Here is a 24038-nt window from a genome sequence, read left to right as displayed (position 1 = left end):
AAGGATGGCATATTTGGATGAAAGAAGTCGTAATGTCTTATTACAAATCGTAGATAATCCAACAATTACTGGAAAGCAATTACAAGACATGCTTGATTTATCAAGAAAGCAACTGAGTTATTCGCTTGAGAAAGTAAATGATTATCTTATGGATAATGGATTTGAATGTATTGAACGTTTAAAAACAGGAAAGTTTCAAATTCCAGCACCAGTTATTGATGAATATAAGACCGAAAACTTCAACCTAGAAGAAGCTGATTATACATATTCAGATAAAGAAAGACAGTATTTAATTGTGCTTCTTTTACTATGCCGCCAAGAAGAATTATCCACTGCTGATTTTACATACGAACTCAATATTAGTAAGAATACATTCTTACTGGATCTAAAAAAGCTGCAACAAACCTTATGTCGAAATTACAAAGTAGATGTGCATTATTCAAGAAAAGATGGATATCGAATGACAGGAAGCGAGTTTGCGAAACGTGAAAGTTTAATCACGGCGATTCGCAAAGTATTACTAATGCCAAATGGAGCTTGTGTCATAAAGAAAATCTGTAATATTGAAGAAGCAGAATTTGCATCTGTGTATGAATCGATTATGTTGATCGAGGATAAGCTAAATATCAAATTCACAGATGAGCGCTTGGAAGAATTACCATTTATTCTATACTTGATTTTACGTCGCATCAAACAAGGTAAATTATTGGATGCAATTGCTGAATCATTTCAACATATTGTTGGAACTAGTGAATATACAGCAACCAATATTCTTGTGCAAAAATATGCCGTAGAAAATCAGTTAGAACGGATGTTTATTGCAGCACAAATTCAAAGTTCAAATGTGAGTTCAATGCGTACGGATGATGTGGAAGTTGAAAAGCAAATTACTGATGCAGCATTTGATATGATTGAACGCTTTGAAGAGATTTCCTTGGTCCAAATTCAAGGAAAATCCGCACTACTAGAAGCATTAGTGCAACACTGTAAGCCTGCATATTATCGAATGAAGTATCAATTTCATATCGAAAATAGTGCAATTGATATGGTCTTACCACAACATGCCCAACTGCATGAAATGGTACGACGAGCAAGTCAACCGTTTGCAGCATTTGTAGGAAGTGAAATCGTTGATGATGAACTTGTGTATTTAACTGTGCTTTTTGGAGCGTGGCTAAAAAAAGAAGGAAATCTTGAGATCATTGAGGAAAAGAAAAAAGCGATTGTAATTTGTTCAAACGGTGTGACAGTATCCAACTATTTATATGTCACACTATCTGAATTATTACCAGAGATCGAATTCAAGGATTGTTTATCGATTCGTGCATTTGAAGAATATGACAAACCATACGATTTGATTTTTACAACGGTACGTTTGGATAGTGAAAAACCACAATATTTAGTAAAGCCATTTCTAAATGATTATGCAAAACAACGTTTTAGAGAAAAGGTGATGGGAAGCTTAAGTGGAATTAAACCACATCGCATCAACTTATCTGAGATTATGGATATTGTTAGAAAACATGCTCAAGTCGATGATAATGAACAGATGATGAAAGACTTACAACAGTACTTATTTCAAGATCCTTCTTTACCTACACAAAAAGTTGTACATCAAGAAGGAATAGAGTTGTCGCTTGCAGATATTCTAACAACGAAAACCGTTCAAGTAGAACATGAGGAACTTTCATGGCAACAAGCCATTGAAAAGGCAGCTAAACCCTTACTCGATCAAGGAGATATTGAATCTCGTTATGTAAAGAAAATGATTGATTCGATAGAACAAGATAAACCATATATTGCGATTGCTGATGGTGTCATCGTGGCACATGCAGGAATTGATGATGGGGTAAATGAAGTTGCAATGGGACTTTTACGATTACCAAAACGTATTCCGATCTTTGATTATTTAGAAGCGGATATGATTGTAGTACTAGCAACACCAGATCGTACCAAACACTTAAACCCATTATTTCAGTTTATTGAAATAACAGAGAATGAAACGAAAATGAAAGCATTGCGTCGAGCAAGTGATGTTGACCAAATGCTTAACATATTAATAAAATAGGAGGAACTATGTTAGAAGCTTTAAAGAAAGATGTGTGTGAAATCGCAAAACGCGCACAAAAAGATGGCTTATGTAAACATAAATCAGGAAACTTTTCCGCTCGTGATAAAGAAACTGGTTATGTTGTAATTACACCGACAAGTGTTGACCGTGAATTGTTGACACCTAGAGATATGATTGTAATGGATATGAATGCAGTGGTAATTGAAAACTTATCTGGATTACGTCCAACAAGTGAATCACTTATGCATTTAAAAATATATGAAACAAGAGAAGATGTAGTAGCAATTGCGCATACACACTCTATGTATGCAACAACGTTTGCAGTATTAAATAAACCATTACCAGCAATTGTTTATGAAGTTGCAACTATGGGGTTATCAAAAGGTCGTGTACCAGTTGCTGCATATGGTCGTCCTGGAACTCCAGAACTAGCAGAAACAGCCGTCGAGCCAGTAAAAGAAGCGGATTGTTTCTTAATGAAAGGTCATGGAGCAGTTGCATGTGATGCAAATGATATTTATGAAGCGTATTTAAAAGCAGCGTATATTGAAGAACTTGCACAACTTTACTACAATACATTAACTGCATTAAATGGTAAAGAACCTGAATTCTTCCCAGCAGAAGAATTACAAAGTTGGGCGTATCCAAAAGAAATTACACTAAAGTAGGTTCTATATGAAAAAGATTATAAACAATCCAGAAAACTATCTAAAAGAAATGTTAGAAGGGATTTATATTGCACATCAAGATCAAGTAACTTGTGTAAATGATGATCTTCAGTGTTATGTCACAAAAAATAAAACACCAGGAAAAGTAGGGATTTCTACTGGTGGTGGATCTGGACACTTACCATTATTTCTAGGTTATGTTGGTGATGGGATGCTTGATGGTTGTGCAGTAGGTGATGTATTTCAATCTCCTTCAGCAGAACAGATGTTTGAAATTACCAAAGACATTGATCAAGGTGCAGGAGTTCTTTACATTTATGGAAACTATAATGGGGATATCTTTAACTTTGATATGGCTACAGAAATGGCCGACTTTGAAGAAAATATTCAAGTGACAACTGTGCTTGGAGCCGATGATGTAGCTAGTGCTGGACCAAGTGCACCAGGAGAAAAAAGCACACGTAGAGGTGTGGCTGGAATTTTCTTTGTCTATAAATGTGCAGGAGCAGCGGCAGCAAAAATGTACGATTTAGAAACCGTTACCCGAATTGCCCAAAAAGCAGCAGATAATGTACGCACGATGGGTGTTGCCTTAAGTGCATGTGTAGTTCCAAGAGTTGGAAAAGCGGGATTCTCCATTGAAGAAAATGAAATGGAAATCGGTATGGGAATACATGGTGAAACAGGAATTCGCCGTGGTCAGTTAGAAAGTGCAGATCAAATCACAGAAGAAATGATGCAACAAATTCTTGCGGATTTACCATATGTTGAAGGTGATGAAGTTGCTGTTCTTGTTAATGGATTAGGTGCAACTCCACTAGATGAACAATACATCGTTACAAGAAAAATTGATGCGATTTTAAAAGAAAAAGGCATTAAAGCGTATCGTTATTATGTAGGTGAATATGCAACAGCACTTGAAATGTCAGGTGTTTCGATTTCACTACTCAAAGTTGATGAAGAACTTAAACCATTGATTGACTATCCAGTCAACACGCCATTCTTCAAACAAATGTAGGAGGCAATATGTTACAAGACATGAAACGATATCTTGAAGTTGTTGCTAACATCATGCAAGAAAATAAAGATACACTTATCGAAATGGATCAAATTGTTGGTGATGGAGATTTAGGACTTACTATGTCAGATGGATTTCGTGCTGCATATCTTGCAGTCAAAGATACTGATGAACAAGATCTAGGAAAACTTGTATATGCTGGTGGAAAAGCCATGGCAAGTGCAGTGCCATCAACGATGGGAACGCTTATGGCTTCTGGTTTGATGCAAGCAGGAAAAGATTTACGAAATCAAAATGAACTTACAAATGAAAACTGGGTGCAGTTCTTTGACAGTTTTGAAGCAGGTGTTATCAATCGAGGTAAGGCAAACGTTGGTGAAAAAACATTTATTGATGGAATTGATCCAGCAGTTCAAGTATTAAAAGAAAACATAGAACTTCCATTAGCGCAATTAGCAAGTAAAGCAAGTAAAGCAGCTAGACAAGGATATGAACAAACTGCGACAATGATTGCCAAACATGGACGTGCAGCAACAAGAGGAGAAGCTTCTAGAGATTTACTAGATCCAGGAGCATATGTAGCTGTATTATTATTTGAAGCATTTGAAATCAGTGTAAAAGGGTAGGTCAACCTACCTTTTTTCTAAAGGAGGATTATGAAAGTATTAGCAAGTGATGTGGATGGAACACTAACAAATTCGAAAGGTGAAATAAAGAAAAAAACAGTAGATGCAATTACAAATTGGATAGATGCAGGAAATATCTTCATCTTTGTGACTGGACGAGATATTTTGACGTTGAAAAAAGATATAGACAAATACAAAATCCCATTTCATTTTGCAGTATGTAATAATGGTTCAGTTGTGTATAACAGTGCGTATAAGCCTATCTATGAAGCAAAGTTTCCAGGAAGTTTGGCAAAGAAAATCATATGTGATCCAATCGTGCGAAGTAGTGTATATTATATTTTATCTGCTGGATTTGAGCGTATGGTAGTTGAAAGTGATAATGAAGCTGCAAGCACTTATAATTATTACACGAAAGAAATTGAACTCGATGAAATTGAAAAATATGATTATTATGGAATAGATATGCGCTTTGATACATATGATAAAGTGAAAACAGCCACGAAATTATTACGAGAGGCGTATGGTAGTGAAGTATCTTTTCATCCAAATATTGAAACAATCGATGTAAATGGATTACACGATAACAAGGCAACATCATTACAATGGTTGTTGGATCATCATTTACCTAAGAGTGATAAAGTTCTTGTTGTTGGAGATGGCGGAAACGATAAACAAATGATTGAAATCTTTCACGGATATGCGATGAATATTGGAAACGAAGAAGTGAAGTCAATAGCTAGTGCAATAGTTGATGATGTCTCAGACATTATTAATGAACATTTGGATAAACGACAAAAACCTATTTTGAATATGCATTGGAAGATCTTGTTATATCTTATTGGACTAGGTATTTCATTATACTGTTTTCCACTTTATGTAAGCTATTTTTATATTTCTCTATTCTTTTTTAAACAAAGTTATAATCGGTATCGTGATCGATACAAAGATCCACTATATAAAAACAAGGTAATTCAAAATATTACACTAGGTTTGTTGTGGATTGTATTGATTGTCATTCAATGTATATAAAAGAAAATCTATGCCAAGAGATGGTGTAGATTTTTTATATTAAGGATTATATTGTGAGGAGATAAAATAATCGGTATAGTAAAGATAAGAGATCATCCGTAAGAAATAGTTTTACGGTTAAACATCATAATTTAGTAGTCTTTTAGCCAGAAAACTCAATACCAGTTAAACTTAAGTAAAAAAACGTGTGATATATTTTTACATTTTCTTATGTTTGTAAAATCAAAAGTTCTTTTTTCGTAGATTACATGTAAAAAAAGCGAAAGATAAGACTCTATTCTTGCGTTATGATATGTATGCGCTTACACAAAAGGAGGTCTTGATTCAACATAAGTATCAGTGTGTTAGAAAACAAATTAGACAAACTTGATTTCACAAAGAGGAGAGATAATATGAGTGTAAAAGAAAATGTAAAAACAATAATCGATTTAGTTGGTGGTATTGATAATGTGCAATCATTTAGTCATTGCTTTACGCGACTACGATTTATTTTAGTTGATCGTAAGAAAGTGAATGATGAAGAACTTGCAAAAGCTGATGGTGTAATGGGAATCATCGATGCTGGTGGACAATTGCAAGTAGTGATTGGTAATGCAGTATCTAGTTACTATGAAGAAGCAGCTAAAATATATCCAGCAAAAGCTGGAGGTGAAGTAGAAGTATCTTCAGAGACAGATAAAAATGCTTCATTGCTTGATAAAATTACGGATATTGCTTCGGCAATCTTTGTACCTATCGTTGGTGTGTTAGCAGCAAGTGGTACACTACAAGGGTTCTTATCATTATTTGTAATGTTGAAATGGTTAGATCCAACGAGTGGATCATATCTAGTGCTATATGCAATTAGTAATGCAATCTTCTATTACTTCCCGATCTTCTTAGCATATACATCAGCTAAGAAATTCGGTGGAAAACCATTCTATGCAATGATTATCGCATGTGCAATGATCACACCTGAAATCATTAATGCGGTAAATGAAGGACAACAGTTAACATTGTTTGCTCTTCCATTAACATTAGTTAATTATTCAAAAACGGTATTCCCAATTATTTTATCAACATATTTGGCAGCAATCGTTGAGAAGTTTGCTAGAAAAATCGTTCCAGATATTTTAAAGATGATTTTTGTGCCAATGATTGTATTGTGTGTAGTAACACCACTTGCATTCTTAATTATTGGGCCTGTATTAACTGCAGTAATGTCATTCATTACTGATGCAATTCAAGCATTGTATGCATTTAGTCCATTAATCACTGGAGTACTTGTAGGTGGAATTTGGCAACTACTTGTTTTATTTGGAGTAAGTAAAGCATTCTCATCAATCTTTATTGCAAATCTTGCAGCAATGGGATATTGTCCATTAATTGCGATCGTGTTCTTTGCTTCTGCAATGGGACAAACTGGAGCAGTACTTGGATTCGGATTGCGTTCAAAAAACAAAGCCGTTACACAAGTTTGTGTAGGTTCAGCAGTATCTGGATTATTTGGAATTACAGAACCAGCATTATTTGGTATTAATGTTCCAGCAAGAAAACCATTTATCTTTGGTTTAGCAGGAGGAGCACTTGGAGGATTAATTGCTTCACTACTTGGTGGAAAAGGATATACATTTGGTACAGGAATCTTAGGTATTCCAGCACTTATTAATCCAGCAGGAATTGACATGGGATTCTATGGAGCATTATTAGGAGCAGTTGCTTCATTAGTCTTAGCTTTTGGTTTAACGTACATGTTTGGTTGGAGCGAAAGTGTCGAAAAGAAATTAAAAGTATAATACAAATCGATCAGGTGAAAGAAAAACTTTCACCTTTTCCATTTTAGATTTGGTATGATGAAAGAGAGGTCAGTATGTACAATATATTCAATAGCTTCGATTCAAAAAGTGGATTTCAAATTCTAACAGATGTAAATGACTACAAACGACATGAATTAAGTGTTGTGTTTTTCTATGTCGTCTTTGGATCACTAGTTATTGATAAGCAAGAAGAATCATTCACATTGATGAAGGATGATTTCTTACTTGTTAACTATGGAGAAAATTTTGAGATTCATAGTCAAAGTAAAGAATTAATGGTTTGTGAAATTGTCATTCCATTATACGTATTGCGCGATTCCTTACAAAACAATACCATTCGCTTTGATTGTAACTCTGTAAAAAATACCGCACTAAATCATTCCATGTTGCGCGATACAATGCATCACTTAATATCAACATTCGCAAGTAATGATAAGAAGTTTCCTTATAAGTATTTTGAATTAGGATTTCAATTTCTTGATGTGCTAGTCACAAATTATCATATGGAACTTGAAAGTGATGATTATGATACACGATTGGAAAGTATTTTAAAATATATTTATACAAACTATAATATACGCTTATCCTTAGATGATATCGCTTCTCACTTCTATATGTCTTCTTCTTATTTCTCTAGATACTTTAAGCAAGAGACAGGAAAGAATTTCATTGATTTTATTAATCAAGTGAGGTTAATGAAAGCGATTGAAGATGTAGAACTAACGGATAAAAATATTACACAAATAGCAGTGGATCATGGATTTGCTAGTACCACTGCATTTAATAAATCATTCAAGGAAGCATACAAAACAACACCTTCTTTATATCGTCAACAATATCAAGAAGAACATAAAGCAGAACTAGCAATAGACCAAAATGAGAAAGTTGTTGAACAGTTAAAAGAGTTCAACTATGAATATAAAAATAAAACGATGCATGAGGAGATTACACTAGATGTAAGAAAACATAAACCGCAACGTCTTCAAGTTACCAAAATGATGAATGTTGGACCAGCGCATAAGTTGCTTGAATTTCAAGTGCAAGAACAGTTGTTGAAAACGCGGAAATCATTGCGAATTGAATCGTTTCGAATCATTGATATCTTTAGTGAAAATATTGTATCCATCGAAAATGATGAAGTATTTTTAGATTATGACAAAATCCAAAACGTTTTCAATTTTCTTATTCGAAATAATATTCCTGTCATGATTGAACTTGAAACACCTGCATTTGCAAAGTATCAAGTAAATGATCAAGATGCAGATATGTTTGAACAATACCTTGATATATACAAAGAAGTACTACGTAAATTCATGTCGTTTTTGATCAATCAATTTATGATTGTGAATGTCGGGAAGTATCGTTTTGAATTAAGTAATCAAAGTAACTTAAATAGCTCGCGTTATGCAAAACTATATAAAGCAATATTCATGTTGCTAAAAAGTTATAGTAATAACTTTAAAATTGGTGGTGTGGGATTTGAAGTGGGTTATGCGAATAATGATGTATTTGAAAAACTAGAGAAACAAAATGTAGTATTTGATTTCATCACCATGCATAGTTATACGATTGATTCACAAACGAAATTAAAGGACATTGGAAATAACGATAAATTAGCAAATGATGTAGCAGAAGTAAAAAAGCAACTTAAGCAAACAAAATACCAAGATTTACCACTATATGTAACTTCATGGAATTACTCGAAAATATATCCAGACTATGTTAATGATACGTGCTTTAAAGGAGCATACGTTGTGCGAAGTCTACAAAGTATTTCTGATGAAGTGGATGAGATTGCTTATGATGTTATGTGTGATGTGGTTATAGATGCAAAAAATACCAACGAATTACTCAATGGTTCATATGGGCTATTGAATCGACAAGGTATCTACAAACCTGCATTTTACGGATATAAGTTTTATCATCATTTGCGTAGTGAAGTGATTGGTAAAAATGCAAATTATATTGCGACAATTGATGAAGGATATGATATTGGAATTCTGTGTAACAACTACTGTCATATCGAACCTTCCATGTATATTAAAAAAGATAAAATCCATGTGAATGATATTAATCAGCTCTTCCATAATGAATCAAAATCGTTCCGGTTTCACTTAGAAGGTGTAACAAATGGAGAATATGAAGTACGAATGTTTACCATCAGTACAACGAGCGGAAGTCTAATTGATGAGTGGAAGAAATGGGATTATGTGAACTTTGTAACTGGTATGGATATTGATCATCTAGCAAGAAAATCGAGTCCAGATCTTATGATTAAAAAGGTTCATGTTACCAATGAAATTTTGACAGTTGATATTGATTTAGCACCAAACCAAATATCTACAATGTATTGTGGATTAATAAAGAATTAGAAAGACAAAAAATGTATCACAAATTTTGTCTTTTTTTTATTTTCAATGGAAAACAAGGATGTAAATCATCAACTTCGCGATAAAAAACGGGAAGATGAAATGTCCCAATCTTCGTAAAATAAAGATAGAAAAGATGAGGTTAAACATATGAACGTTAAATTAGGAATCATTGGTTTTGGTGGCATGGGTAAATGGCACGAACAAAATGCTACTCGAGTGAAGGGAGTAGAAATTGTCGCAGTATGTGAGATTGATGATACAAAGCGTCAAGAAGCAATTGATTTGGGATATCCAGCATACAAAGATGTCGAGGATTTATTAGCGAATCCAGAAGTAAATACAGTATTGATTACAGTTCCAAATCACTTACATAAAGAAATGGTGATAAAAGCTGCAAATGCTGGAAAACATATTATTGATGAAAAACCAGCAGCATTAAATACTGCAGAATACGACGAAATGGTAAAAGCGGTAGAAAACAACAACGTAACGATGATGGTACATCAAAACAGACGTTGGGATCGTGATTTTCGAATTGCAAAAAAAGTTTATGAAGAACATATGATTGGTGATATTTTCACGATTGAATCAAAACTTCATACAGCAAATGGAAGAATTCATGAATGGCACCTATATAAAAAATACGGTGGTGGAATGCTATACGATTGGGGAGTTCATTTAATCGACCAAGCATGCCAAATGATGAAAGGCGCAAAAGTTCTAAGTGTATTTGCTGATTTAAAAAGCATCATTAATTATGAAGTAGATGATTACTTTAAAATACTTTTAAAATTCGATAATGGGATTACATATCATATTGAACTAGGAACCTATGTCTTGAATTATCAACCGCGTTGGTTGGTGGCAGGAAATCGAGGGACTTTAAAAATTAATACATTTGCTTGTGATGGAGAAATATGGCGAACAAGTGAATTGTTAGACAAACTGCCTGCACAAATTGCAGAAACAGTAGCTGGTCCTACACGTCAATTTGCACCACAACCTGCAGGGGCACTATATTCAGAAGAATTACCAACTGTAGAAACGGACTGGACAGATTTCTATCAAAACTTTGTAAATGTAGTAAATGGTAAAGAAGAACAACTTGTAAAACATGAAGAGGTACGTCGTGTACTAGCGATTATGGAAGCGGCTTGGAAATCAAGTGAAACAAATCAAGCAATTTTATTTGAGAAGTAAGGAGATAGTATGAAATTAGGATTAGTAAGTGCGATTTTAGATCAAAGTGATTTCAAAGAAATGATCGATATTGTCGCAATGAACGGATTGGAGTGTGTAGAAGTTGCATGTTGGCCAAAGGGAAAAGCGGAAAGACGATATGCAGGAGTTTCGCACATTGATGTATATGACTTAAGTGAGAAAACGATTCAAGAAAATTTGGATTATTGTATGCAAAAGGGTGTTGAAATCTCAGCACTTGCATATTATCCAAATACGATGGATCCAGATGTAAGTAAACGTGAGTATTATACTAAACACTTAAAACAAGTAATTAAAGCAGCTAATGCTTATGGTGTAAAAACAGTAACAACATTTATCGGTCGGGATTCAAAAAAATCCGTTGACGAAAATCTAAAAGATGTAGTTGGTATTTGGCAGCCAATATTAGATGTAGCTGAAGCAAATGATGTAAATATTGCAATTGAAAATTGTCCGATGTTATTTACAAATGATGAATGGCCAGGAGGTCAAAATTTAATGACTTCACCAGCTAACTGGCGAAAAGTATTTGAATTATTGCCTAGTAAACGTTTAGGAATCAACTATGATCCATCACACTTTATTTGGCAACAAATTGATTACATTGCACCGTTATACGAATTTAAGGATCGCATCTATCATGTGCACTATAAAGATATTAAAGTGTATCAAGAAAAACTAAAAGATGTCGGAGTTATGGCAACGCCACTTGAATACATGGCACCAAAAGTACCAGGACTTGGAGATGTAGATTGGGCAGAATATGTATCTGCATTAACGGATATTGGATTTAATGGATATACATGTATTGAGGTAGAAGATAAGGCGTTTGAAAAAACATATGATGATGCCAAGAAGGCAGTCGCAATTAGTACGAAATATTTAAGAAACTTTGTGATATAGAAAGAAGAGGTCAAATATATGAAAAAGTTAAGAGTAGCGATTATTGGATGTGGAGGAATTGCTAATCAAAAACAATTCCCGGCACTGAAAAAAAATGCAGATTTATGTGAAATGGTTGCATTTTGTGACCTAATTGAAGAGCGTGCAATAAAAGCCGCAAATGAATTTGGAATCAAAGGCGCACAAGTGACAACAGATTATCATGAAGTGTTGCAAAACCCTGATGTAGATGTAGTGCACATTTGTACACCAAATGTGTCGCATAGTGAGATTGCAATTGCATCATTTGATGCAAAAAAACACGTGTACTGTGAAAAACCAATGTCACACAGCAGTACAGAAGCAGAGAAAATGGTAGAAGCTTGGAAGAAATCAGGAATGCAGTTTACGGTTGGATACCAAAACCGTTTCCGTCCAGAAGTTCAAAACTTACATGCATCATGTGCAGATGGTGAACTTGGAGATATCTATTATGGAAAAGCACATGCAGTACGTCGTAGAGGAGTACCTACATGGGGAGTATTCATGGACAAAGAAGCACAAGGTGGGGGACCATTAATTGATATTGGAACACATGCATTGGATATAACTTTATGGTGTATGAATAACTATGATGTAGATAGTGTAAATGGATCTGTGTTTTATAAGCTTGGTGGATTAGAACAAGCAACAGAAGGAAACCTATTTGGACCATGGGATCCAAAAACATATGAAGTTGAAGATTCAGCCATGGGATTCATTAAGATGAAAAATGGAGCAACAATTAACCTTGAAGCAAGCTGGGCTTTAAATATTCTTGAATCAAGAGAAGCATCAACTACACTTTGTGGTACAAAAGCTGGTGCAGAAATTCACTCAGGAATGAGTTATGGAAAAAATGAATTGATCTATAACCGTGGAAAAAACAACCAATTAATGGAAGAAACATTATCACCTGTTGGTGGTGTCGCATACTTCGGTGGCGGTGGTGGTGAAGAAGGTACCATCGATGCAAAACAATGGTTAGAAGCTGTTGTAAATGGAACAGAACCACTAGTAAAACCAGAAGAAGCTTTAGCAGTTACAAAAGTATTAGATGCAATTTATAAATCAGCAGCTGAAAATAAAGAGATTAAATTTTAGGGGGAAAGAACATGGCTTTTGCAATGAGAATGCAATTAAATGAAGAGATTATAAAAAAAGATTCCTTCAAAGACATGTATATCAATAATAAACGCAATGGATTTAGCTTTGATGTACAACTAGGATATTATAGAGGTCATTATCTTTCTGATATCGATCTACTTGAAGTGTATATCGATGGAGAAAAAGTTGATCAAGAAGCAGTTACGTTTGCATATCGTAATAAGGAACTTCCTGTATACAAATTAAAATATGCAATTACTGAATTTTGGAGTCAAGTAGAACCTGCAACCATTCATGTAATTAAAAAAGGTGGGTTGGCAAAAGGTAACCACAAAATTGAGTTGAAATTAATGTTACGTGTTCCATATATGAATATAGGACCGGGACATATGTACATGCCTCTTGATAGTGGAGATGTACTTGATGTACGTGTAGAGGAGTAGAAACTAAGATGAATACAAATATGAAAATAGGTGCTACTTTATTCTGTTATGGAACAGAATATGCACGATATGAATATGATTTTGAAGAATGTGTAAAACAAGCAGCGCTTGCCGGAGCTACTGGTTATGAAATTGTTGGGACACAAATGTTACCATCGTATCCAAATGTAAGTGATGAATTTCTTGGATTGGTTACTAGATTAAAAGAAACGTATGGAATTGGTCCAGTAAGTTATGGAGCAAATAACGATCGTGGAATGCGTCATGATCGCGATTTAAGTGATGATGAAATGCTTGCAGATACAATCATTGATTTAAAAACAGCAAATGCATTAGGGTGTAAGGTGATGCGTGCACAATATATGTTATCACCAAGTGCATTTGAACGTTTGGCGCCATATGCTGAACTTTATGATGTGCATGTTGGTATCGAAATTCATAATCCAGAAACACCAACTTCACCAAAAATGATGGAATACTTAGCAGTGATTGAAAAGACTGGATCAAAGTATTTAGGATTTATTCCTGACTTTGGATGTTTCTCAATTGCACCAAATAAACCACAATGGATGAAAGCACTTCAAGCTGGAGTAAAAGAAGAACACTTACAAATGGCTGCAGATATGCGCTATGCTGGTGTGGATATTGAAGAAGCAAGAGCAAAACTTACAGAAGCAAATGCACACCCTGCAATCAATGGTGTGTTGCAAGGAATGTATGGATTCGTACAATTCAAAAGTAAAGAGCAACTGCCTGCATTATTAGAAGGTATGAAACGTATCATGCCATATTGCTTTGAGATGCACTGTAAATTCCACTACCTAGATGAAAACTGTGTAGAAGCAAGTATCCCATATCCAGAAATTATTGCTGCAATTAAAGAAACGTCATTTGATGGATATTTAATTTGTGAGTATGAAGATGAATTATATTGTGGTGGTACAGAATTTACAAAACGTCAAATTAAGCAATTGGAAACATTATTAAGTGAATAAGGTTTCAAATAGTAAGGAAATGGTGTAGACAATGGGTAATAAAGTAACGATTTATTTTATTCGGCACGGGGAAACGTATTTAAATAAATACAAAAAAATGCAAGGTTGGTCTGATGCACCTTTAACACAAAAAGGGGAAGAAGATGCAATTGCGACAGGCAAACGTCTCGAAAATGAAAAATTTGATGTAATTTATACAAGCGATCTGGGCAGAACCATACGAACTGCAAATCTTATTTTGGCAGAAAATACATATAGGGATGAAACAAAAATCATCCCTACGTATGAATTCCGTGAAACCTTTTATGGCTCACTGGATGGTAGCTTTTGCGACTATGTGTATGGCAAAGTCGCAAAAAATAAAAATATAGAAGTGCGTGATATCTTTACAACGTTGAGTTTAGATGAAATAGCTTTAGCAATTAAAGATGTGGATCAAGCAAACGAAGCGGAAACCCAAAAGGAAGTAGAATCACGACTAAATAAAGGACTTGAAATGATCTTAAACAAGCATCAAGATGATAGCAAATTGATGGTTGTAACACACGGTAATGTTATTCGTACAATTGTACATATGGTAGATGAAACGATACCTGTAAAGCAAGAGTTGAAAAACTCTGGTGTGACAACGATTACCTACGAAAATGGTGTGGGAAAGGTTGTGGCATTCAATGAATGAAAAAGATATCGTAATTGGAATTGACTTAGGTGGAACAACTACGAAGTTTGGAATGTATACAAGTGAAGGAACTTGTTTAGAAACTTGGACAATTCCAACAGACACTAACGAAGCAGGAAAACAAATTGTTCCAAATATGTGTAAGTCAATCCTTTCAACATTAGTCGACAAAAACTATACAAGTAAACAACTATTAGGGATTGGAATAGGTGCACCTGGAGTGGTTAGCCAAGAAGAGGGAACTGTAAAAAATGCATTTAACCTTGGATGGGCAAAAACACAGGATATCCGTAAAACATTCCAACAATATGATTTAGATGTGCCACTTTATCTTACCAATGATGCAAACTGTGCAGCGTATGGGGAAGCAAGTGTAAGTCATGCATCAAATATCGTATTTATTACACTAGGTACTGGAGTCGGTGGCGGTGTTGTTATAAACAATTCTATACTTACAGGAACAGCAAATAGTGCAGGAGAAATCGGGCACTTACACAGTAGTTTAAATTATGGTTTCACTTGTACATGTGGTAATGAAAACTGTTTAGAAACAGTGGCAAGTGCAACTGGAATTGTGAATGTTGCATATGTAGAAAGTAAAACATTTATGGAAGATTCAAAGCTTCAAAAAGCAATCGAAAATGATGAAGAAATAACAGCGAAACTCGTGTTTGATCTGGTAAAAGAAAATGACAAGCTCGCATGCAAGGGCGTAGATGTAATTACGTACGATCTTGGAGTCGCTTGTGCAAATATTGCCAATATAGTAAACCCAGAAAGCGTGATTATCGGTGGTGGCGTATCACAGGCAGGAAATATACTACTTCATAAAATTGTAAGCGTGTTTGAAAAAGTAGCATTTCCACTTGTTCGACAATCAACAGATATAAAACTTGCCACACTTGGTAATGATGCTGGGATAACAGGTGCAGCACAAATGGTAATTCAAGGAGAAGCAAAGTATGATGAGAATTTTTAAAAAAAGAGATGTAAGCGATACGACGACTTTGTATTCTCCTGCATCTGGAAAGTTAATGCATATTGAAGATGTCAATGATCCAATGTTTTCTCAGAAAATGATGGGAGATGGATATGCGGTGTATCCTAAAAATGGAACCATTACCTCACCGGTTTCAGGAAAAATTATCAGTATTTTTCCAACGAAACACGCAATCGGAATCCTATCAGATAATGGCGATGAAGTCATTTTACACATTGGTATCAATACGGTTGATTTAAACGGTAAACCATTTGAAATATTCATTAAAGAAAACCAAAAAGTTAAGGCATCAACAACACTAGTCGAAATGGACTTAGCGATGTTGGAACAATTACAAATTGACCCCACTGTCATTGTAGTTGTGACAAATATGGATGATGATGCTATGATTCAACTTCATGAAACAACAGATGTCACAAATCAAGAAACTGTTGGTTTAATCACAAAGTAGAATCATCAAAATAAAAGGCTGGATTATTAAATAATAATCCAACCTTTTTCTTCATCTACGGATAGTGCTGGTTCTGCTTCTATTGCGGGCTCAGCAGCCATTGCTTCTTTAGGAACAATAGGTTCCCAAGCAAACATTTGATATTCATTACTTATTCGTGAATCATATGCAGCGGTGTATGCAGTTTCTGCATCAAGAACGTTTTGTTCGTGTGCATCCATAGTTGTATCTAAAATACTTTGCTTATCTGCTTTTGCATGGTTTTTTTCAAATCTCTTGCGTACTTCATATGCTTGATTTCTTTCTTCATATAAGTCTTGTTGCTCATCTGAAATTTGATGATTTGTCACATCTACTTGCACTCTTTGATTTGGTTTATATAAGCTCGCTTTTTTCTTGTTTGCTTCAGCATTTGCTTCTTCAATTCCAGCTTGAATCGACTGTGCAATTTGAGCGAAAATCCCTTTCTTTTCAGCACCTTTACTTTTTTCTCTAGGTGCACTTTTTCTTTTGCTTGTTAAATCCACTTGTACATTTTGGCGTTTCATTTCCTTTGGTACATAAGTCGTTTGATATTTCATTTGCTGTTGTTTCTTTTTCTTGCTTGAACTCGATACAATTCCAACCATTACAACGATAAAAAAGATCAAGCTAAATATGTCTTCAATATCGATGATGTTAAACAACTCATTTAAGAAATCTGTGATTTCTCCAGCTAGTAATAATGTTTTCATATATTTAGTATAACATTTACAAGCATTTTTACCACTTTTATCGAAATTATCGTATAATAAAAACGTAGTCCTTATGTATAAAAACAAAGGAATTACATAAGGAAATTAACAGTAGTTAAAAATGAATTGGAAGGTATGAAAATGAATATAGTAGATCGTTTTATTGCATATGCAAAAATGGAAACAACATCTGATCCAATGAGTACAAGTATTCCTTCAACTGCAAGTCAATTGGAGTTAGCCAAGGTCTTGGAAGAACAACTTAATGCGTTTGGATTACTTGATGTGTATACAAGTGAATATGGGGTTGTGTATGCAACACTAGAAAAAAATGTTGAACACGATGTGGATTGTATTGGTTTAATTGCACATATGGATACAAGTAGTGATATGAGTGGAAAACATGTACATCCACGATTGATTACAAACTATGATGGTTCGACAATCGTTTTAAACGAGAAAGAACAAATTACAATGGATCCAAAAATGTTTCCAAGTTTGGAACGTTGTATTGGAAAAGATCTTTTAGTAACCGATGGAACAACATTACTTGGTGCTGATGATAAAGCTGGGATAAGTATTATTATGGATTTGATTCAGTATTATGTAGAACATCCCGATGTTAAGCATCCAACGATTAAAGTTATCTTTACACCAGATGAAGAAATTGGACATGGAGCAGATCATGTTGATGTAAAAAAAGTAGATGCAGATTATGCATATACAATTGATGGTGCTGAAATTAATGTGATCAGCTTTGAAAACTTCAATGCGGCAAGTGCAAAAGTACATGTACAAGGAAATAGCATCCATCCAGGAAGTGCAAAAGATAAACTACTTAATGCAAGTAAACTAGCGATGGAATTCCATATGGCATTACCACTTGATTTAGATCCAGCAAAAACCGAAGGTTATGAAGGATTCAATCACTTAACTTTATTTAATGGACAAAGTGAGTATGCAACATTGGAATATATTATTCGCAATCACAGTCGTGAGAAATTTGAAGCACAAAAACAAGATTTTTACGCAATTCAAGATGCAATGAATGCTACATACGGTAAAAACACCATCAAAGTGGATATTGAAGATAGTTACTACAATATGGCAGAACTATTTAAAGATCACATGTATATTGTGGATGATGTCCGTATGGTGATGCAAGATATGGGGATTCCTGTTCACTATGAACCAATTCGTGGAGGAACAGATGGAGCTCGTTTATCTAATGAAGGATTATTGACGCCAAACTTAGGTACTGGTGGAGATAACTTCCATGGAAAATATGAATACCTTTGTATTGATGAAATGAAGCAAATGGTAGAAATTTTAAAAAATGTAATGACAAGTAAAGTGGAGAATATATGAATCAAATAGAAGCAGTTGCAAAGCAACTACAAATATCAGAAGCACAAGTGCAAACAACCCTTACGCTTCTTGAAGAAGGAAATACAGTTCCTTTTATTGCAAGATATCGTAAAGAGATGACAAAAGGATTAGATGAAGAGCAAATTCGTGAATTGAGTGAAATGTACAACTATCAAGTACAACTTGAGAAACGTAAAGAAGATGTTCTACGTTTAATTGAAGAAAAAGGGAAATTAACTGATGCAATTGTTGCTGAAATTAAAGAAGCAACAAAACTAAGTCAGGTGGAAGATATTTATCGTCCATATAAACAAAAAAAGAAAACAAGAGCTGGTCTAGCGATTGCAGCAGGACTTGAACCTCTTGCAAACGTATTTTTGAAATTACCAAGAACCCTACAGGATGATGAAATTCTAGCATATGCGTGTGAAGCATACCCAGATAAAGAAGCGATTATTCAAGGGGCAAAAGACATTATTGCTGAGAAGATCACAGATAAACAAAATGTACGTAATAAGATTTATGACTCTATGGCGAATTATGGAAAACTTGTCACAAAGATTAAGAAAGATGCAGAAGATGAAAAGAAAGTCTATCAAATGTATTATGCATTTGAAGGACGTGTATCAAGTTTACAACCACATAATGTAATGGCAATTGATCGTGCCGAAAAAGAAAAAGTGATAAGTGTAAATATTGAAATCAATGAAGAGTATATTCAAAACTGGTTATTTACACGCTTTGCCAAATGGGAGCAATCAGCAACTGTAGACTATGTAAAAGAAGCGATTTTGGATGGATGCAAACGTTTGGCTTTTCCAAGTATCGAGCGTATGGTACGAAGTGAACTTAGTGAAAAAGCACACGATGCAAGTATCGATGTTTTCTCACTTAACTTAGAAAAACTATTACTACAACCACCGATGAAAAACAAAACGATTCTTGGTTTTGATCCTGCTTTTCGTACCGGTTGTAAACTAGCGGTTGTTAATGATACAGGAAAGATGGAAACAATTGCAGTCATCTATCCACATCAACCAGTAAATAAAGTAAAAGAAGCAACAAAAACACTTGTAGATCTTGTAAAGAAATACAACATTGATTTAATTGCGATTGGAAATGGTACTGCAAGTAGAGAAAGTGAGCGTTTTGTCTCACAAGTAATTAAGGATTACAATTTACCAGTTGCCTTTACGCTTGTCAGTGAAGCAGGTGCTTCAGTGTATAGTGCGAGTAAACTAGCAATTGAAGAATTTCCAAAACTACATGTTGAAGAACGTAGTGCAATTTCCATTGCAAGACGATTACTTGATCCATTAAGTGAGTTAATTAAAATTGATCCACAAAGTATTGGGGTTGGACAATATCAACACGATTTGCCTGTAAGTAAATTAAAAGAACGTTTGAATTTCGTTGTTGAAAAAGCAGTAAACTTAGTTGGTGTTAATATTAACCAAGCAAGTGCTACTTTGTTGAGTAACGTTGCTGGATTAACTCTAGCAAGTGCAAAAAGCATTGTTGATTATCGTGAAAAAGAAGGACCAATTCTTTCACGTACACAAATTAAAAAGATTCCAAAAATTGGACCCAAAGCATTTGAACAAGCTGCTGGTTTCTTGCGTATTGAAGATGGAAAACAACCATTAGACCGTACTGCAATTCACCCAGAAAGTTATGATGTAGCAAAAAAGGTATTACAAGAACTTCGACTAGAAGTTAGTGATATGGGTACAGATAAAGCAAAAGAAGCCATTCAAAATTGCAACCGTACAACTTTAGCAACTACTGTTGAAACAGATGCATATACACTCGATGACATACTGGATGCCATTACGATGCCACTTCGTGATTATCGTGATAAATATGATGCACCATTATTACGTCAAGACGTATTATCCTTTGAAGATATCAAAGTGGGTGATGTTTTTGAAGGAGTTGTGCGTAATGTAGTGGACTTTGGGGCCTTTGTTGATATAGGATTAAAGGAGGATGGACTTGTTCACATTTCGCAATTGAGTGAACGTCGCATCAATCACCCTAGCGATGTAGTAAGTGTTGGTGATATTATTAAGGTATGGGTTTATAAAAAGGATGAAGAAAAGCACAAAGTGCAATTAACCATAAGGGGGAAATAATGGAAAACGTGTATTTTGACTATCAACAAGATAGAGTAAAAGAGATTCAAGATCGTGGCTATGGAGCAACTCCAGGCGAAACTGTATTATTTGGGCATTCAATTTTATATGGATTTGATAATGCGCATTATTTTCCAAATGCACATATCTACAACAATGGATTGGATGGAGCAACAAGTCATCAGTTACTATATTTACATGACTATGCAATTAAACTATACAAACCAAATAAATTATTCTTGATGATTGGAACAAATGATTTAAATGAAGAACATGGAAAACATGTAGCAGGACATGCACATCAAGGTGATGTATTAGATATCGCCTTTAACGTAAATAATCTACTTGCGATTTTTGAACGTAATTATCATATTGATCAAATTTATATTGTTTCACCACTACCTGTCTCTAAAGAGAAAATTACACGTAACCGTAATAATCGTTCGTTATGGTTACTAGGTCAAGAGTATAAAGAACTTGCATTAAACTTTGATGGAGCAGTTGTTAAATACATTGATATGTATCCAGAATTCTTAAAAGATGGAGAGATGAATCCAGAATATACAACAGATGGACTTCATCTAAGCAAAAAAGGATATGATAAGTTTGCATCCTTAATTGAGCCATATATTAACGAATAAACACGAAAAAAAGAGGAAATACAACATTGGTATATACCAAGTATTGTGTTTGCTCTTTTTCTATGTTATAAAAAGGATGAAGGGTAGGTACTCAGATGAAATATGCGGTAGGAATAGATATTGGGGGAACCAACACGAGAATTGCACTTGTTGATGAAAATTATACAATTACAAAACGTGTTGAGTTTCCAACAGAAAAAGCAGATCCTAGTGTGATGCTTGATTCCATTGGAAAAGCCATTTCCGATTTTGGTCATGACATTGTTGGTGTTGGATTATCTTGTGCAGGTCCAATGGACTTGATCAATGGAAAAATTGGTATGGCAGTGAATTTAGGGGAAAACTGGTTTCATTATCCAATTGTTGCAGAAATGGAAAAACGCTATGGTGTATCCGTTTATTTAGAAAACGATGCAAACTTAGCATGTTTAGCAGAAGCAACCGTTGGAAAAGGAAAGTCATATCGCTTCGTTCATTTTTTAACGATCTCAACAGGGATTGGTTCTGGTTATGTTGTAGATAAACAAATCATTCAAGGTGCACACGGACAGGCAAATGAAGTTTGTAACATGATCATGTGGAAAGATGGACCAAAACATTCTATTTTAGCAAGTGGAGCATTAGAGGCAATCAGTAGTGGAACCGCAATTACCAATCGTGCACGCGCACTTGGTTTAGAGGTTGCACATGCTGGAGAAGTAAATGACTTAGCAGTTGCTGGAAATGCAATTGCAAAAGAAATCATGGATGATGCAAAAGAATATTTAGCAAATGCAATCGCGATGATTTTTGCAGTTGAAGATCCAGATATCTTCATTCTTGGAGGAAGTGTTTCTTTAAAGATTGAAGGATTCACAAAAGAAGTTGAAGCTTTAGTAAAAGCAAAAGTACTACCAGGTTTTGATAAATACATTAAAATTGAAACATCAAACCTAAATGAAGATAGTGGTTTATTAGGAGCGGCAGCACTTGCATTCCTAAAGGCATAATACAACTACTAGATAAGGAAGACCTGCGGGTCTTTTTTATTTTGTTGCTTAATATTTCATTTATGAAGTATAGAGTATTCCACATATTTATCGTATAATGATAGAGGCAGACATCTTAATCATAGGAGGAGAAATATGAAATACGCAGTAGGAATTGATATTGGGGGAACAAATACACGTGTCGCTTTAATTAATGATGCATATGAAGTGTTAGAGCGCGTGCAATTTGCAACTGATATTCATGATCCACAAAACACATTACATAAAATTAAAGAAAGTATCGATTCATTCAATAAGGATATCGTCGGTGCAGGAGTTTCTTGTCCAGGACCACTTGATTTAATTAACGGTGCAGTTCTTGATTCGCCAAATATTCCAGGTTGGCATTTCTTTAAACTGACAGATGAAATGAAAAAATTATTGGGTGTACCTGTATTCCTAGAAAATGATGCAAACTTAGCAACACTAGCAGAAGCAACGATCGGTAAAGGTAAAGATTACCGTTATGTTTCTTTCTTAACGATTTCCACAGGAGTTGGTGCAGGATTGGTTATTAACCGCGAAATCTATCAAGGTGCACATGGATTTGCACATGAAATTGCAAACATGCCACTATGGCGTAATGGACCAAGTCATGGAATTATCAAGCCAGGTGGAATTGAAGCGATTAGTAGTGGAACAGCAATTACCAATCGTGCAAAGGAAAAAGGTTTAGATGTAAAACATGCAGGTGAAGTGAATGATTTAGCAGTTGAAGGAAATGCAATTGCTAAAGAAATTATGGAAGACGCAAAAGAATATTTAGCAAATGGTATTGCAAGTTTAATGAGCTTACTTGATCCAGAAATCGTGATTCTTGGGGGAAGTGTAGCGTTAAAAATCGACGGCTTTGTTGAAGATATTCAACGTCGTGTAGAAACAAAAACATTTGATAATTTACGTCAATATGTAAATATTCAAAAGTCAAATCTTGATGAAGATAGTGGTCTTATTGGAGCAGCTGCTCTTGCATTCACAAAGGTAGTTGCATGAAGTTAAGTAAGACGTTAAAAATATCAAAAGAAGAATACTTTGATTTCATCGTGAACAGCTTTGTTCAAGAATTGCCAAAAGCAACAAAAAAGCGTGTGAGTACAAATGATATCAAAGAAGGATTTTCTTACAAGCAAACGTACCAACTGAAAACTGGTAACTTTATATCTCGTAAGGTCATCACAGAATTTGAATATGGAAAAACTTATGCTTTAGAAATGGATGTACCTGATGGAAAACAATACTTCAAACACGAGATTGAAGAAAAAGGCCCATTCAAGATTAAAGTACATTACACAGAAGTTGTAAATTCAAAGAATTCATTTCAAGCGATCATTCGTCGTTTCCGTGAATTTACAGCCAAAGCGAAAATGTCAGGACGCTTTGAAGCGATTGAAAAACATATCATCTCACTAAGAGACGAGGAAAAAGAAGCATAGATCGCAAGTAAGCAATTATGGTATATGCATTGCTATTTACAGTGTTTACACTATAATATACATGAATTGCATGTGTTGGCTTTCTTACTATATACAAGACCAGTATTGCAAATGGTAAGGCACACATCTTGATAAATCTCTAGCAGGATACGGATGTAGACCAAACAAAATGAAATTCAAGAGATGCGTCATTACGACGTATTTTTTTAGGCTTAATTCAACCAGTGCATACCAAGTCTCGATAAATCACTGATAAGTACTGAATAATTTATGTGTCTTTAAAGCATTTCTTGTGATGG

Annotated in this window: 22 protein-coding genes; 21 read left to right on the top strand and 1 reads right to left on the bottom strand. The window is 34.7% G+C overall.

The annotated features are described in order from the left end of the window. Positions 1-4 precede the first annotated feature (4 nt). From EDD63_RS07675 to EDD63_RS07605, 15 genes are all read left to right on the top strand, one after another. Entirely contained in the window at positions 5-2068 is a 2064-nt protein-coding gene (locus EDD63_RS07675) for a BglG family transcription antiterminator (RefSeq protein ID WP_134170130.1), read from the top strand. Between the two features lie 8 nt (positions 2069-2076). Next, positions 2077-2739 carry a class II aldolase/adducin family protein gene (locus tag EDD63_RS07670; protein ID WP_134170128.1) on the top strand — a complete coding sequence of 221 codons (663 nt, stop codon included), beginning with the start codon at positions 2077-2079 and terminating at the stop codon, positions 2737-2739. Between the two features lie 7 nt (positions 2740-2746). Further along, positions 2747-3757: a dihydroxyacetone kinase subunit DhaK gene (locus EDD63_RS07665; RefSeq protein WP_134170126.1), complete on the top strand. Its 1011-nt coding sequence runs from the start codon at positions 2747-2749 to the stop codon at positions 3755-3757. A gap of 8 nt (positions 3758-3765) precedes the next feature. Then, a complete protein-coding gene (locus EDD63_RS07660) occupies positions 3766-4383 on the top strand; it encodes a dihydroxyacetone kinase subunit L (protein ID WP_134170124.1) in 618 nt (205 codons plus the stop codon). Between the two features lie 30 nt (positions 4384-4413). Then, the gene (locus tag EDD63_RS07655) at positions 4414-5415 is read left to right on the top strand and encodes an HAD-IIB family hydrolase (protein ID WP_134170122.1); all 1002 of its coding nucleotides are present in this window, start codon (positions 4414-4416) and stop codon (positions 5413-5415) included. A 392-nt stretch (positions 5416-5807) separates the two neighbouring features. After that, positions 5808-7190: a PTS transporter subunit EIIC gene (locus EDD63_RS07650; RefSeq protein ID WP_134170120.1), complete on the top strand. Its 1383-nt coding sequence runs from the start codon at positions 5808-5810 to the stop codon at positions 7188-7190. A 74-nt stretch (positions 7191-7264) separates the two neighbouring features. Further along, positions 7265-9583 carry a GH39 family glycosyl hydrolase gene (locus tag EDD63_RS07645; protein ID WP_134170119.1) on the top strand — a complete coding sequence of 773 codons (2319 nt, stop codon included), beginning with the start codon at positions 7265-7267 and terminating at the stop codon, positions 9581-9583. A gap of 147 nt (positions 9584-9730) precedes the next feature. Continuing rightward, positions 9731-10783, top strand: coding sequence for a Gfo/Idh/MocA family protein (locus EDD63_RS07640; protein ID WP_134170117.1), 1053 nt, complete (start codon positions 9731-9733; stop codon positions 10781-10783). 9 nt (positions 10784-10792) lie between these two features. After that, on the top strand, positions 10793-11707 hold the full coding sequence (locus tag EDD63_RS07635) for a sugar phosphate isomerase/epimerase family protein (RefSeq protein WP_134170115.1): 915 nt from the start codon (positions 10793-10795) through the stop codon (positions 11705-11707). 18 nt (positions 11708-11725) lie between these two features. Then, a complete protein-coding gene (locus tag EDD63_RS07630) occupies positions 11726-12829 on the top strand; it encodes a Gfo/Idh/MocA family protein (RefSeq protein ID WP_134170113.1) in 1104 nt (367 codons plus the stop codon). 11 nt (positions 12830-12840) lie between these two features. Next, complete coding sequence (locus tag EDD63_RS07625; RefSeq protein WP_134170111.1) at positions 12841-13275, top strand: C-glycoside deglycosidase beta subunit domain-containing protein; 435 nt, start codon at positions 12841-12843, stop codon at positions 13273-13275. An 8-nt stretch (positions 13276-13283) separates the two neighbouring features. Continuing rightward, positions 13284-14270 (top strand): sugar phosphate isomerase/epimerase family protein, encoded by a 987-nt coding sequence (locus tag EDD63_RS07620; RefSeq protein WP_134170109.1) that lies wholly within the window; start codon positions 13284-13286, stop codon positions 14268-14270. A gap of 31 nt (positions 14271-14301) precedes the next feature. Then, on the top strand, positions 14302-14949 hold the full coding sequence (locus EDD63_RS07615) for a histidine phosphatase family protein (RefSeq protein ID WP_134170107.1): 648 nt from the start codon (positions 14302-14304) through the stop codon (positions 14947-14949). Then, entirely contained in the window at positions 14942-15928 is a 987-nt protein-coding gene (locus EDD63_RS07610; protein ID WP_134170105.1) for an ROK family glucokinase, read from the top strand. Before EDD63_RS07615 ends, EDD63_RS07610 begins: the two co-directional genes overlap by 8 nt. Further along, positions 15912-16400: a PTS sugar transporter subunit IIA gene (locus tag EDD63_RS07605; RefSeq protein ID WP_134170103.1), complete on the top strand. Its 489-nt coding sequence runs from the start codon at positions 15912-15914 to the stop codon at positions 16398-16400. The genes EDD63_RS07610 and EDD63_RS07605 overlap by 17 nt, the downstream gene beginning before the upstream one ends. A 26-nt stretch (positions 16401-16426) precedes the next feature. Here the strand turns inward: EDD63_RS07605 and EDD63_RS07600 are convergent, their stop codons facing one another. Further along, positions 16427-17134 carry a hypothetical protein gene (locus EDD63_RS07600; protein ID WP_134170101.1) on the bottom strand — a complete coding sequence of 236 codons (708 nt, stop codon included), beginning with the start codon at positions 17132-17134 and terminating at the stop codon, positions 16427-16429. 141 nt (positions 17135-17275) lie between these two features. On the opposite strand from EDD63_RS07600, the gene pepT reads away from it, so the two are divergent. The 6 genes from pepT to EDD63_RS07570 all read left to right on the top strand — a co-directional run bounded on the left by pepT (position 17276) and on the right by EDD63_RS07570 (position 23739). After that, complete coding sequence (gene pepT, locus EDD63_RS07595; protein WP_134170099.1) at positions 17276-18502, top strand: peptidase T; 1227 nt, start codon at positions 17276-17278, stop codon at positions 18500-18502. Continuing rightward, entirely contained in the window at positions 18499-20637 is a 2139-nt protein-coding gene (locus EDD63_RS07590; protein WP_134170097.1) for a Tex family protein, read from the top strand. Before pepT ends, EDD63_RS07590 begins: the two co-directional genes overlap by 4 nt. After that, positions 20637-21278, top strand: coding sequence for a GDSL-type esterase/lipase family protein (locus EDD63_RS07585; protein WP_134170095.1), 642 nt, complete (start codon positions 20637-20639; stop codon positions 21276-21278). Before EDD63_RS07590 ends, EDD63_RS07585 begins: the two co-directional genes overlap by 1 nt. A gap of 95 nt (positions 21279-21373) precedes the next feature. Then, complete coding sequence (locus EDD63_RS07580; protein ID WP_134170093.1) at positions 21374-22267, top strand: ROK family protein; 894 nt, start codon at positions 21374-21376, stop codon at positions 22265-22267. A gap of 135 nt (positions 22268-22402) precedes the next feature. Next, the gene (locus EDD63_RS07575; protein ID WP_134170091.1) at positions 22403-23299 is read left to right on the top strand and encodes an ROK family protein; all 897 of its coding nucleotides are present in this window, start codon (positions 22403-22405) and stop codon (positions 23297-23299) included. Continuing rightward, positions 23296-23739, top strand: a complete 444-nt coding sequence (locus EDD63_RS07570) for a DUF3284 domain-containing protein (RefSeq protein ID WP_134170089.1) — start codon at positions 23296-23298, stop codon at positions 23737-23739. Before EDD63_RS07575 ends, EDD63_RS07570 begins: the two co-directional genes overlap by 4 nt. The last annotated feature ends 299 nt before the right edge of the window (positions 23740-24038 follow it).

The organism is Breznakia blatticola (assembly GCF_004365815.1).
Lineage (GTDB): Bacteria > Bacillota_I > Bacilli_A > Erysipelotrichales > Erysipelotrichaceae > Breznakia > Breznakia blatticola.
The sequence above is the reverse complement of the archived record's forward strand: the minus strand, read 5'-3'. Positions and strand labels throughout refer to the sequence as shown.

Bases quoted from the DNA above. Each gene is read 5' to 3' on its own strand.
- pepT (WP_134170099.1), top strand. From the start codon at position 17,276: ATGAATATAGTAGATCGTTTTATTGCATATGCAAAAATGGAAACAACA.
- EDD63_RS07605 (WP_134170103.1), top strand. From the start codon at position 15,912: ATGATGAGAATTTTTAAAAAAAGAGATGTAAGCGATACGACGACTTTG.
- EDD63_RS07570 (WP_134170089.1), top strand. From the start codon at position 23,296: ATGAAGTTAAGTAAGACGTTAAAAATATCAAAAGAAGAATACTTTGAT.
- EDD63_RS07645 (WP_134170119.1), top strand. From the start codon at position 7,265: ATGTACAATATATTCAATAGCTTCGATTCAAAAAGTGGATTTCAAATT.
- EDD63_RS07615 (WP_134170107.1), top strand. From the start codon at position 14,302: ATGGGTAATAAAGTAACGATTTATTTTATTCGGCACGGGGAAACGTAT.
- EDD63_RS07665 (WP_134170126.1), top strand. From the start codon at position 2,747: ATGAAAAAGATTATAAACAATCCAGAAAACTATCTAAAAGAAATGTTA.
- EDD63_RS07620 (WP_134170109.1), top strand. From the start codon at position 13,284: ATGAATACAAATATGAAAATAGGTGCTACTTTATTCTGTTATGGAACA.
- EDD63_RS07625 (WP_134170111.1), top strand. From the start codon at position 12,841: ATGGCTTTTGCAATGAGAATGCAATTAAATGAAGAGATTATAAAAAAA.
- EDD63_RS07580 (WP_134170093.1), top strand. From the start codon at position 21,374: ATGAAATATGCGGTAGGAATAGATATTGGGGGAACCAACACGAGAATT.
- EDD63_RS07655 (WP_134170122.1), top strand. From the start codon at position 4,414: ATGAAAGTATTAGCAAGTGATGTGGATGGAACACTAACAAATTCGAAA.
- EDD63_RS07635 (WP_134170115.1), top strand. From the start codon at position 10,793: ATGAAATTAGGATTAGTAAGTGCGATTTTAGATCAAAGTGATTTCAAA.
- EDD63_RS07660 (WP_134170124.1), top strand. From the start codon at position 3,766: ATGTTACAAGACATGAAACGATATCTTGAAGTTGTTGCTAACATCATG.
- EDD63_RS07600 (WP_134170101.1), bottom strand. From the start codon at position 17,134: ATGAAAACATTATTACTAGCTGGAGAAATCACAGATTTCTTAAATGAG.
- EDD63_RS07630 (WP_134170113.1), top strand. From the start codon at position 11,726: ATGAAAAAGTTAAGAGTAGCGATTATTGGATGTGGAGGAATTGCTAAT.
- EDD63_RS07610 (WP_134170105.1), top strand. From the start codon at position 14,942: ATGAATGAAAAAGATATCGTAATTGGAATTGACTTAGGTGGAACAACT.
- EDD63_RS07650 (WP_134170120.1), top strand. From the start codon at position 5,808: ATGAGTGTAAAAGAAAATGTAAAAACAATAATCGATTTAGTTGGTGGT.
- EDD63_RS07675 (WP_134170130.1), top strand. From the start codon at position 5: ATGGCATATTTGGATGAAAGAAGTCGTAATGTCTTATTACAAATCGTA.
- EDD63_RS07590 (WP_134170097.1), top strand. From the start codon at position 18,499: ATGAATCAAATAGAAGCAGTTGCAAAGCAACTACAAATATCAGAAGCA.
- EDD63_RS07670 (WP_134170128.1), top strand. From the start codon at position 2,077: ATGTTAGAAGCTTTAAAGAAAGATGTGTGTGAAATCGCAAAACGCGCA.
- EDD63_RS07640 (WP_134170117.1), top strand. From the start codon at position 9,731: ATGAACGTTAAATTAGGAATCATTGGTTTTGGTGGCATGGGTAAATGG.
- EDD63_RS07585 (WP_134170095.1), top strand. From the start codon at position 20,637: ATGGAAAACGTGTATTTTGACTATCAACAAGATAGAGTAAAAGAGATT.
- EDD63_RS07575 (WP_134170091.1), top strand. From the start codon at position 22,403: ATGAAATACGCAGTAGGAATTGATATTGGGGGAACAAATACACGTGTC.